The 11,150-nt window shown below is 41.4% G+C and carries 10 protein-coding genes; 6 read left to right on the forward strand and 4 right to left on the reverse strand.

The genetic code is table 11. The annotated features are described in order from the left end of the window. The 3 genes from PE36_RS22690 to PE36_RS22700 form a co-directional block, all read right to left on the reverse strand. A partial coding sequence (locus PE36_RS22690) for an AMP-binding protein (protein ID WP_006034461.1) occupies positions 1–1,002 on the reverse strand: 1,002 nt, incomplete at its 3' end. A 54-nt stretch (positions 1,003–1,056) separates the two neighbouring features. After that, complete coding sequence (locus tag PE36_RS22695) at positions 1,057–2,043, reverse strand: acyltransferase (RefSeq protein WP_043995000.1); 987 nt, start codon at positions 2,041–2,043, stop codon at positions 1,057–1,059. A gap of 237 nt (positions 2,044–2,280) precedes the next feature. Then, on the reverse strand, positions 2,281–2,922 hold the full coding sequence (locus PE36_RS22700) for a LysE family translocator (RefSeq protein ID WP_006034463.1): 642 nt from the start codon (positions 2,920–2,922) through the stop codon (positions 2,281–2,283). 129 nt (positions 2,923–3,051) lie between these two features. Here PE36_RS22700 and PE36_RS22705 point away from each other — a divergent pair, with 129 nt between their 5' ends. The 4 genes from PE36_RS22705 to ugpC all read left to right on the forward strand — a co-directional run bounded on the left by PE36_RS22705 (position 3,052) and on the right by ugpC (position 7,329). Then, positions 3,052–4,344: an extracellular solute-binding protein gene (locus PE36_RS22705; protein WP_006034464.1), complete on the forward strand. Its 1,293-nt coding sequence runs from the start codon at positions 3,052–3,054 to the stop codon at positions 4,342–4,344. 72 nt (positions 4,345–4,416) lie between these two features. Then, entirely contained in the window at positions 4,417–5,298 is an 882-nt protein-coding gene (locus PE36_RS22710; RefSeq protein WP_006034465.1) for an ABC transporter permease subunit, read from the forward strand. A 32-nt stretch (positions 5,299–5,330) separates the two neighbouring features. Further along, positions 5,331–6,176 carry a sn-glycerol-3-phosphate ABC transporter permease UgpE gene (gene ugpE, locus PE36_RS22715; protein ID WP_006034466.1) on the forward strand — a complete coding sequence of 282 codons (846 nt, stop codon included), beginning with the start codon at positions 5,331–5,333 and terminating at the stop codon, positions 6,174–6,176. A 61-nt stretch (positions 6,177–6,237) separates the two neighbouring features. After that, on the forward strand, positions 6,238–7,329 hold the full coding sequence (gene ugpC, locus PE36_RS22720) for a sn-glycerol-3-phosphate ABC transporter ATP-binding protein UgpC (RefSeq protein WP_006034467.1): 1,092 nt from the start codon (positions 6,238–6,240) through the stop codon (positions 7,327–7,329). 152 nt (positions 7,330–7,481) lie between these two features. On the opposite strand, the gene PE36_RS22725 is transcribed toward ugpC, so the two are convergent. After that, positions 7,482–8,690 (reverse strand): NupC/NupG family nucleoside CNT transporter, encoded by a 1,209-nt coding sequence (locus PE36_RS22725; RefSeq protein ID WP_006034468.1) that lies wholly within the window; start codon positions 8,688–8,690, stop codon positions 7,482–7,484. Between the two features lie 605 nt (positions 8,691–9,295). On the opposite strand from PE36_RS22725, the gene PE36_RS22735 reads away from it, so the two are divergent. Both PE36_RS22735 and PE36_RS22740 read left to right on the forward strand, forming a co-directional pair. Further along, positions 9,296–10,468 (forward strand): isovaleryl-CoA dehydrogenase, encoded by a 1,173-nt coding sequence (locus PE36_RS22735; RefSeq protein ID WP_006034469.1) that lies wholly within the window; start codon positions 9,296–9,298, stop codon positions 10,466–10,468. Between the two features lie 5 nt (positions 10,469–10,473). Beyond that, positions 10,474–11,150, forward strand: a 677-nt coding sequence (locus PE36_RS22740) for a carboxyl transferase domain-containing protein (protein WP_006034470.1), incomplete at its 3' end; no start/stop codon positions are given.

Raw genomic sequence — 11,150 nt, forward strand, 5'->3', positions numbered from 1 at the left:
GTTAGCCAAACCAGTCACTGACGTGGCATAACCCATCATCACATTGTCACCGCGATAAACCAGTTCACCAGACTTATCTAACGTTTTAATCTCGTTTCCCTCGTCATCAACAATATATAATTTCCCCTGCGGAATAGCACGGCCGATGGTATTTGGGAAGTCGACAGTCAGGTGCGGCGGCAGGTAAGAGATCCTCGGCGAGGCTTCAGTCTGGCCATACATGACAAAAAACTCGACCCCGTTCGCTTGCGCTTGCAACGCATATTTTTTGACTAAAAAACCTTCGAGCTTACCACCTGCTTGCGTGACATAACGTAAACTAGGGTATGTTTTAAAGTCAAAATTGGTCTTTAACAAAGCCTCAAAAGTATAAGGGACACCGGCAAAACTGGTCGCAGAATACGTCTTTAAGTCATGCCAAAACCCAGTATCTAATACGCTATGAGCGGTAAATACGGTACATGCACCAGCCTGTAAATGGGAGTGTAAAATAGATAAACCATACGCATAATGTAATTTTAGATGTGCTAAAGCAATATCATGTTCAGTCAAAATCAGATATTCAACAATCGACTCCGTGTTTGACTGGATATTACTGGCACTGAGCTTAACAAATTTGGGGGTACCCGTAGTGCCTGATGTCGACAGCAACAAGGTTAAGTTTGGATGTAACTGGTAATTGCATTGTGCATGCTGGCTAATCTGTCCAAGACCATCAATAAGCAAATTGGGGTTGTAATTTTTAATCAGCTCGATTGATTTATCACTTTTAAAATCGTCCGCAAGATAAACGACTTTATTACTTTTTAAACAAGCTAAGTAACAGACCACCGACATAATGGTATTTTTTGATTCAATAAATACCAATTCTTTATTATTACCAAGTTGCAGGGATAATATCTCTACTTGATGATTAAGATTAGTATAAGTAATTGCGTCACCACTGACTGCATCAATCACCGCTATGTTATCTTTAAATCGGCTTAAATCATCAAAAAACATACACGCCCTCTACTTCTAAACAATATAATACTGGACTGGTACAAAATAATTAGCTCATAGTCCGATAAATATTTTTGATTTCTCCTTTAAAATTAATTTAATTATCACAAACGACGATAACGATAGAATCAGCGTTAGCGCAAAGCTTGCTGATGCTGCAAATAACCCTGTCACTTCAACACTAAGATATTGGTTATACACTATTCTGATCGTCGAAATAAAATAGCCATGCACAAAATATAAATAAAAACTTAAACGGGCAAACATATTTAAAAATTTGTTTTTCTTTGCTAAATAACGTTTTGTAAACGCAATTAAGATCACCGCAAACACCATTTTCCACAATAGATCTACCGATGAACTAAATGCTGCACCCCATGATAACCAAAGGTAAACAACGATATAACCCGCTAACAGCACGCCACTATACTTTGTCAGCGCTTCATAAATACGTGGCTGCTGCCAAAGTAACATCCCTAATACATAAGTCGGTAAAAAATACACAGTCCAAATTACGTTATTTATACTAAATTCAGGACGTCCAAACCACAATGCAGGTATTAAAGACAGTATAAAAAAAACCCCTAACAGCTGCTTACTTTTAATATAAAGAAAACTCGGACTGAAAAGATAAAGTGGAATAATCATGGGAATAAACCACAGTGTTACAAGATGTGCGCCTGATAGCATGAAATACAAATATTGATAAACCAGACCTAAACTATTAAACCAATTCATATCAATCCAGAAATGGGTAGTTTTAAGCCCAGACAGATAAATAAAGATAGCCGGAAGTGAAACAAAAAAATATGGAATGATAATAATTTTAAATTTATGCTTTAAATATTTTAGATAATTAAAATTAGTCGATAATGATGAAAACAAATAGCCTGCAACAACGACAAATAAAATAGTTGTATTATCAAGTAGCAAGCTAATACCATACAAGATCATCGAGTCATCATTATCTATCGTGCCGATTGCATGGATCAACATGATTAATAAAATTGCAATGCCTCTAAAATTATTTATAAATTGCATTGAATTCTTACCTTCAACCAGTGTCCACCAGCTGAACCTCATGAAAATATAGTAATAATTACTATATTTAATGAAGCCGATTCGTCGAAAGGTTAGGACATATAAAACCTTACTTTCTGAAATACAATTATATGCCAATATCTACAAAACGCCCAAGACAGCAGGTTTTAATCTCATGCTCCTAGGCTATTTTAGTTTGATAAACACAGCATATATTCTGAATAATCATCACTCAACTTAGCTTTGTTTACTTAACGCTAATTTAATACCAAAAAATAGGAATAAAGCACCCGTGAACTTGGTCAGATAAGTAGTCAAACGCTGGTTATTTTTGAGCTTGCCGCCAATCGAAGAAGATGACCAAGCCAGAATATGACACCAGATCATCGCATTAATATTAAAAATAATACCGAGGAAGATAAATGACATCGCTTTATGCGGATAATCCATCGCAATAAATTGCGGTACAAAAGCCAGAAAGAACAAGGCTACTTTGGGATTGAGGACATTGGTTAAAAAGCCTTGAAAGAAGATCTGTGATAACGATGTATTTTTACTATCTACATTAACAGCATCAACATCAGCCGCTTTGTTCTTTGATAAAAGCATACTAAAACCAATGTACAACAGATAGATACAACCAATCACCTTAACCACTGTAAATGCCATAGCGGATGTCGCTAAGATAGCGGATAAACCAAACGCGGCGGCAAATACATGCACTAATGTGCCTGCACCAATGCCAAATGCGCCAACAGAACCCGCACGAAACCCTTGCCCTGCACTGCGTCCAATAACATATAAAGAATCAGGCCCGGGGATCAAATTTAACATGACGCCTGATAACACAAATAACCACAGTTCTGTTACTCCAAACATATTACAACTCCATATTTATGACTTAACTTTAACTTTACCACAACAAAAGTGAAACGTAACTGTCATTATCCCCCCTTATTATAAGCAGCACATTTACTGTTAATAACAACCTAATCATTAAGGATTGAGATGAAAAAGCAATTGATAACAGGTGTTCTTGCTTCATTACTATCAAGTACAACTATGGCTGCTACAGACATTACTTGGTGGCACGCGATGAGTGGCCAACTAGGTGAAACAGTCAATACTATTGCTCGTGATTTTAATGCTTCACAAGATGAATACAAAATTACACCGGTATTTAAAGGTTCATACGTTGAAACACTGACAGCAGGTATTGCAGCTTACAGAGCGGATCAAGCGCCAAACATACTGCAAGTTGCCGATGTCGGTGCAGCCACGATAATTAATGCACCAGGTGTCGCTAAACCGGTACAAGATATCCTCGTTGAATCAGGTTATGCATTTAACAATCAAGACTATATTGCTGGCGTTCGTAATTTTTATGCTGACAGTAACGGGAAAATGATTGGCATGCCTTTCAACAGTTCAACACCTGTTCTGTATTACAACAAAAACATTCTCGATAAAGTTGGTGTTGACGCACCTAAGACGTATGAAGACATGGAACAAGTCGCGAAGAAGCTAAAAGCACAAGGCTATGCGACGTTCTCACAATCGCTGACACCTTGGATCATGTTCGAAAACTTCAAGTCACGTCATAACTTACCGGTTGCCGATAAGAATAATGGCTTTGATGCGCCAGCCACCAAGATCATGCTGAATACGCCAGATATGAAGATGCACTTTAACAAGCTAAAAGACTGGTCTGACAAAGGTTATTACAAGTATTACGGTTCTGATTGGAGCGCAAACCAAACACCATTTGAAAAAGAGCAAGTGGCGATGTGGATGGGTTCATCAGGTTCATTTGGTGGTTTACGAAATCGCGTTGATTTTGATTTAGGCACAACCTACCTGCCGTACTGGAAATCGATAAATGAGAATGCCGGTCGTACCTTTATTGGTGGCGCCGCCTTATTCGCCATTGATGGTAAACCGAAAAAAGAACAGCAAGCTGTTGCCGCATTCTTTAGCTTCTTAACGAGTCCTGAAACACAAATGTTCTGGCATAAATCAACGGGTTACGTAACCGTAACCAAAGCTGCTTACGCGCTAACTAAGCAATCAGGTTACTACCAAGAACAACCTGATGCAGAAGTAGGTATCAAACAATTAAGCTTACCGGGTGGCGAATGGACCCGAGGTTACCGTTTAGGTTTCTACTCACAAATCCAAGAAGTCATGCATCGTGAATTTGATAACGTTTTTGCTAACCGCACGTCGGTAGAAGACGCGCTCAACAACGTCGATAAAGAAAGTCAGGTTATCTTAAATCGTTTCGCTCGAACTGTGCGATAGCCTATTACTGACTGTGGTTCACCTGACGTGCGCCACAGCTAATTTATCACTTCAATTCATTAGGTTTTTATTGTGGAACAACGCCAACAATTTACCCATTCGGCATTGCCTTATATTCTTTTAGTACCACAAATTGCAATTATCGCGGTGTTTTTTTTCTATCCAGCGGCTGAAGCCGTTTACCTTTCGTTTATGTTAGAAGACCCTTGGGGCCTGTCATCAACGTTTGTCGGATTAGAAAACTACAGCATCATTTTTAATTCCGCTGAATACTTAAAATCAGTGTTTTTCACTCTCGGTTTTGCAATAGTCGTATCGTTTTTATCTTTAGCATTTGCCCTACTGCTCGCCGTTAAAGCCAACAATATCTTACATGGTAAGAGTGCGTATAAAATCACCTTAACTTGGGTTTATGCAGTAGCGCCAGCCGTGGCCGGTATTATGGGTGGTTTTATCTTTAATCCACATATCGGTGTGTTCACCGAAATTTTCGCCAGTCTCGGTTGGGACTTTAGCTTATATACCAACCCTTTTGACGCAACGATTGTGTTAGTTTTAGTCTCGGTATGGAAACAAATATCAGTCAACTTCATCTACTTCTTAGCGGGTTTACAGTCGATTTCATTTGCGGTGAATGAAGCCGCAATGCTGGATTGCGAAAGTGACAACCGTCGATTCTGGACGATCACCTTCCCACTGCTTGCGCCAACGGGTTTTTTCTTATTAGTCATCAACTTGACCTATGCCTTTTTTGATACCTTCGGGGTTATCGATACCTTGACGTCTGGTGGGCCTGGCGGCGGAACAACATCACTGGTGTATAAAATTTACCGTGATGGTTTTATTGGTACAGACCTGGGTGGCAGTGCGGCTCAATCAGTGGTGTTACTGGTTTTAGTATTGGCATTAACTTGGATGCAATTTAAGTTTATCGAAAAACGTGTGCACTATTAATCGCAGTCTGCGGTTACAACTTTGAGAGTTTTATGATGAAAAAAAATCAATGGTTAGATCATGCGATCCTGATTATCGGCGCACTCTTTATGATCGTGCCTATCTGGCTAATATTTGCCAGTTCGACACACAATCCAAATACCATCATCAGTGATGGATTACAGTGGTTACCGGGTGGTAACTTCACCACGGTTTACAGTGAAGTATGGAACAAGAGTATCGGCTTTAGCAGCGATGTTAACGCAAAATCCATGATCATCAACTCGATGATCATGGGTCTTGGTTTTGCTATCGGCAAGATCATCATTTCAATGATGGCCGCTTACGCACTCGTTTACTTCCGCATGCCGTTTGCATCATTTTGGTTCTGGCTTATTTTTGTCACCCTACTGCTGCCGCTTGAGGTACGGATCATCCCCTCTTATGAAGTGGTCGCTAAATTGGGCATGTTAAACAGTTTTTCTGGATTAATCTTGCCATTAATTGCATCGGCAACGGCAACCTTCTTCTTCCGTCAGTTTTTCCGCACCATTCCGAATGAACTATTGGAAGCGGCACAACTCGATAATGCCGGCCCAGTCCGCTTCTTTATTGATATTTTATTACCGCTATCAAAAACCATGATCGCCGCTATTTTTATCATTATGTTTGTGGTCGGTTGGAATCAATATTTATGGCCAATCATGATGACCACAGATGAAAGCTACAACACCATCGTCATGGGGATTAAGCAACTACTGAGCGACATTAGCCAAAGCAGTCAACCACGTTATGATCAAGCGTTTGCGTTAGTTATCTTCGCCATGCTGCCACCTATTTTAGTCGTCATCATTTTCCAACGTTGGTTTGTTCAAGGTCTTGTTGAAACAGAAAAGTAGTCATGGTTGTGATCATAACCACCAATAGTATCACCACAGCAAATTTGTAAAGAGATAGAATATGTTAGCACTTAAGAATTTAGTTAAAACTTATAACAACGGTCACCAAGCAGTAAAAGGGATTTCAGTCGATATTAAACAAGGTGAATTCATTGTATTAGTTGGCCCATCAGGGTGTGGTAAATCATCCATATTACGCTCTATCGCCGGTTTAGAATCAATCACAAGTGGCAAGATAGAGCTGAATAATCGCCGTATTGATACTGAAACACCAGCAAGTCGTGATATTGCCATGGTATTTCAAAACTACGCCCTATATCCGCACATGACGGTATATGAAAACTTAGCCTATGGTTTAAAGAACCGCGGTGTTGATAGAGATACCATCGAGTCAAAAATTGAAAAAGTCGCAGAAACACTGAAAATAACAGATTATTTAGATCGTAAACCCGCTAAATTATCTGGTGGTCAACGCCAGCGTGTGGCGATGGGCCGAGCGATAGTCCGCGAACCAAAATTGTTCTTATTTGATGAGCCGCTATCGAACCTCGATGCGTCATTGCGTGCGCACATGCGTTTAGAAATTAAGAAACTACAACGTGAATTAGCGGTGACGAGTGTTTATGTTACTCACGACCAAGTTGAGGCCATGACATTAGCAGACCGTATTATTGTATTGAATCAAGGCGAAATTGAACAAGTAGGGACACCAGCAGAAGTCTATCACCAGCCCGCAAGTACCTTTGTCGCCAGTTTTATTGGCAGTCCCGCGATGAATTTTCATCAAGCTGAAATTGCTGATGGCGTGATCAATTTTGAGCATCAACGCTTATTCCTCGCTGAGTACGCGCATTTACCCGCGCAGAAGATCCAGTTAGGTATTAGACCTGAACATGCGCTACTAGAGGCTTCAAATTCAGGCTTAAGTTTTTCATTAACGGTACAAGCGGTTGAGCCTTTAGGGCCTAATCAACTGGTGCATGGCTTAGTGAATGAAAAAATATTTACTGCGTTAACACCCGAGCTGAATTTCCCAAATAAGGAAGTCTTAACGCTAAATGTCGCAAAACAACATTTACACCTGTTTGATAAAGCCGGTAAACGCCTGCTTACCAATAACAACGCTACCGACTCGCTAGCACAAGCAAGTTAAGCACTCTCGTTATTTTAATGACGAATGAACAAGCAGGAATGTTAAAACGGCCGTAACAAAAAAGACACACACCTACGTCAGTGAGTGTGTGCCTTGCTCATTGTAGAGCCTAGCTGCAAGTTATTACTACCGCTATCTCTTACTCTTACTATTTACAGGCTAATAAAAATACCTGCTAATGCCGCACTCATTAAGTTAGCCAGTGTCGCAGCAAGTACCGCTTTAAAGCCTAAGCTTGCCACGTCTGAACGACGCTCTGGTGCCATCACCCCGATAGACCCGATTTGAATGGCAATAGAACCAATGTTGGCAAAACCACACAGTGCAAAAGTAATAATTATTTGGCTGTGCTCAGAGATAGTATCTTTAACTGCAGCGAAGTCCATGAACGCCACAAATTCATTTAGGATCATTTTTTGACCAATAAATGAACCCGCAATCAGCATTTCATTTTCAGGTACCCCGATCAGAAAGGCTAATGGCGAGAAGATGTAACCCAATACACTTTGTAACGTCAGGTTTTCAATACCTACCCAGTTACCGACCATTTCGAAACCTGCATTGGCCATCGCGATAACACTCACAAATGCAATTAACATAGTACCGATTGCCACAGCAACCTTCATACCATTCATCGCCCCTGCTGCTAATGCATCAATCGCGTTACTATGTTCGCTTTTTGCTATTTCAACATTAGCATCTTCAACTACCGTTTCTTGCTCTGGTACTAATAATTTAGCCATCAGCAAGCTACCTGGAGCCGCCATGAAGCTTGCGGCAATAAGGTACTTAATCTCAACACCTAAACCGGCATAACCGCCCAGTACACTACCTGCAACCGATGCCATACCCCCCGTCATCACCGCGAACAATTCTGAACGTGTCATTGTTGGTAAAAACGGTTTTACCAACAATGGTGATTCACCTTGAGAAAGGAAAATGTTACCTGTTGCTGCTAATGATTCAACACGGCTGGTACCAAGAAACTTCTGGATCCCACCGCCAATCACTTTAATTACCCACTGCATGATACCAATGTAATAAAGTAATGAGATAAGCGCACTAATAAAGATAACTAAGGGTAAAACGCGGATCGCGAAGATAAATCCTCCCGTCGCTAAATCACCAAATAAGAATTGGATACCCACATCAGCAAAACCTAAGATACTCGCCACACCACTGCTCATCGCACCAAGCATGCTTTGGCCAATAGAAGAATAAAGCACAATTGCGGCAAAACCAGCTTGTAGGAACAATGCCCCACCCACGGTACGCCATTTGATCGCTTTGCGATTTTCAGAAAGTGCGCATGCACATAAGATCAGTACTACAATACCGACTAAGCTAATTAACAACTGCATAATTTCATCCTGTTCTTAAAAATAGATGTATAAAAAATGAAGGTGTCATACCGATTGTAATAAAATTTAGATGGCAGTAAACGCAGGAAAGATTAACACCCTGTGGGATTAATTTAGACCTGATTAGTGATCAGTATTTTATTGCAATGGGTATTACGTGCATTGGTATATAGGGAGAGGAAAAACAGTATTTTTAACAAATAATCTAGTCAGTCCGCCCAATAACAACATACGAGTCACCTTGATAGCAAGCTACAGTCACGCTGGTCCAAAATCCTTGGGTCGTTCACATTTCCTTGATGACGGCTTGTAACTAAGGTGGCTAAACTCGATGGTTCTGGCCGGAACGGAATTATATAGAGATCTAGGTCACATTAATAATATTATCCTCATTTATATTTTAATCGTTAAAATAATGGTTAAATATCCAACTAAACATACAATAGTTCAACTACAGCTACGATTTCATCCCTATACATTCAAATTGGCAACCCAGTCGTTAACGACCATACTCAAATGAATGAAAGACAAGATTAATTTACCGAATCACTTAACAAAAACTAGCTGACATGACGGTTCACTTAACAACCAGAACAGGAACGCCGATGCCAAACGCCTACTCGTCACTCAACTTCGCCCTTGGTGAAACCATCGATCTACTACGCGACAGTGTTACCGCCTTTGCCAGTGACGAAATAGCGCCACGCGCGGCGCAAATAGACCGCGACAATCTGTTTCCAGCGGATATGTGGCAAAAATTCGGTGACATGGGGTTATTAGGCATCACTATCAGCGAAGAGTATGGCGGGGTTAATATGAGTTACCTCGCTCATGTCATTGCGATGCAAGAAATAAGTCGTGCTTCAGCCTCGGTTGGGCTCAGCTATGGCGCGCATTCAAATCTGTGTGTGAATCAAATTTACCGACATGGCAACGCACAACAAAAACAGCAATACCTGCCCAAGCTAATTAGTGGCGAACACGTGGGAGCACTCGCCATGACCGAATCCAACGCAGGATCTGACGTGGTATCAATGAAATTAAGTGCGGTATTAGACGGTGACGACTACATACTAAATGGCAATAAAATGTGGATCACCAATGGTCCCGAAGCCAGCACCTATATTGTTTATGCCAAAACAGCCCCAGAATTAAACAGCCACGGTATTACCGCTTTTATCGTTGAACGCGGCTTGGCTGGATTTAGCCAAGCGCAAAAGCTCGATAAGCTAGGTATGCGCGGTTCCAATACCTGTGAGTTAGTATTTCAACACTGCCGAGTACCAAAAACCAATATCCTTGGCACACTCAATCACGGCGTGCAAGTACTCATGAGCGGACTTGATTACGAACGCCTTGTGCTAACCGGCGGACCACTCGGGATCATGGATGCCTGCATGGATCTTGTCGTACCTTATATTCACCAGCGTAAGCAGTTTGGTAAAGCCATTGGTGAATTTCAACTCGTGCAAGCCAAAATCGCCGATATGTATAGTCAGATGAACGCAGCTAAATGTTATACCTATACGGTTGCGCGCGCTTGTGACAACGGTGACGCCAGCCGTAAGGATTGTGCCGGAGTGATCTTATACAGCGCCGAACTGGCCACAAAAATGGCACTGGATACGATCCAATTATTAGGCGGAAATGGGTACAGTAACGAATACCCAGCCGGTCGTTTACTCCGAGATGCCAAACTCTATGAGATTGGCGCAGGCACATCAGAAATGCGCCGTATATTGATAGGACGAGAACTGTTTAATGAGTCAGGAGCGTAGCAAGCATGGCGAAAATAGGCACGACACTCAACATCACACACCCTACTTTTGTGGCAAAACAACAAGCTATGCAAGATCTTGTTCAACAACTTGAAATTAATATTGAACAAGTAAAAAAAGGGGGTGGCGAAATAGCACAACAACGCCATTTAGCCCGTGGCAAAATGCTGGCCCGTGAACGTATTGATGCTTTATTAGATCCTGGTTCGCCCTTCTTAGAGCTCGGACAATTTGCGGCTTGGCAATATTATCCCGATTCCGTGCCCGCTGCAGGTATCGTTGCGGGTATCGGTCGTGTTAATGGCATCGAATGTATGATCATAGCCAATGATGCGACTGTAAAAGGCGGTACTTATTACCCGTTAACGGTGAAGAAACACCTACGCGCGCAAGAGATAGCAGAGCGTTGTTGCCTGCCCTGTATCTATTTAGTCGACTCTGGCGGGGCATTTTTACCGCGACAAGATGAAGTCTTTCCCGACCGTGATCACTTTGGTCGCATCTTCTTTAATCAAGCCAATATGTCCGCCAAAGGCATCCCACAAATAGCCTCAGTCATGGGCTTATGTACCGCAGGTGGTGCGTATGTTCCGGCCATGGCAGATGAATCAATTATTGTAAAACAACAAGGTACCATCTTCTTAGCGGGTCCACCATTGGTCAAAGCAGCGACAGGTGAAGA

Source organism: Moritella sp. PE36 (assembly GCF_000170855.1).
Classification (GTDB): domain Bacteria; phylum Pseudomonadota; class Gammaproteobacteria; order Enterobacterales; family Moritellaceae; genus Moritella.

Bases quoted from the DNA above. Each gene is read 5' to 3' on its own strand.
- PE36_RS22695 (WP_043995000.1), bottom strand. From the start codon at position 2,043: ATGCAATTTATAAATAATTTTAGAGGCATTGCAATTTTATTAATCATG.
- PE36_RS22700 (WP_006034463.1), bottom strand. From the start codon at position 2,922: ATGTTTGGAGTAACAGAACTGTGGTTATTTGTGTTATCAGGCGTCATG.
- PE36_RS22705 (WP_006034464.1), top strand. From the start codon at position 3,052: ATGAAAAAGCAATTGATAACAGGTGTTCTTGCTTCATTACTATCAAGT.
- ugpE (WP_006034466.1), top strand. From the start codon at position 5,331: ATGATGAAAAAAAATCAATGGTTAGATCATGCGATCCTGATTATCGGC.
- ugpC (WP_006034467.1), top strand. From the start codon at position 6,238: ATGTTAGCACTTAAGAATTTAGTTAAAACTTATAACAACGGTCACCAA.
- PE36_RS22725 (WP_006034468.1), bottom strand. From the start codon at position 8,690: ATGCAGTTGTTAATTAGCTTAGTCGGTATTGTAGTACTGATCTTATGT.
- PE36_RS22735 (WP_006034469.1), top strand. From the start codon at position 9,296: ATGCCAAACGCCTACTCGTCACTCAACTTCGCCCTTGGTGAAACCATC.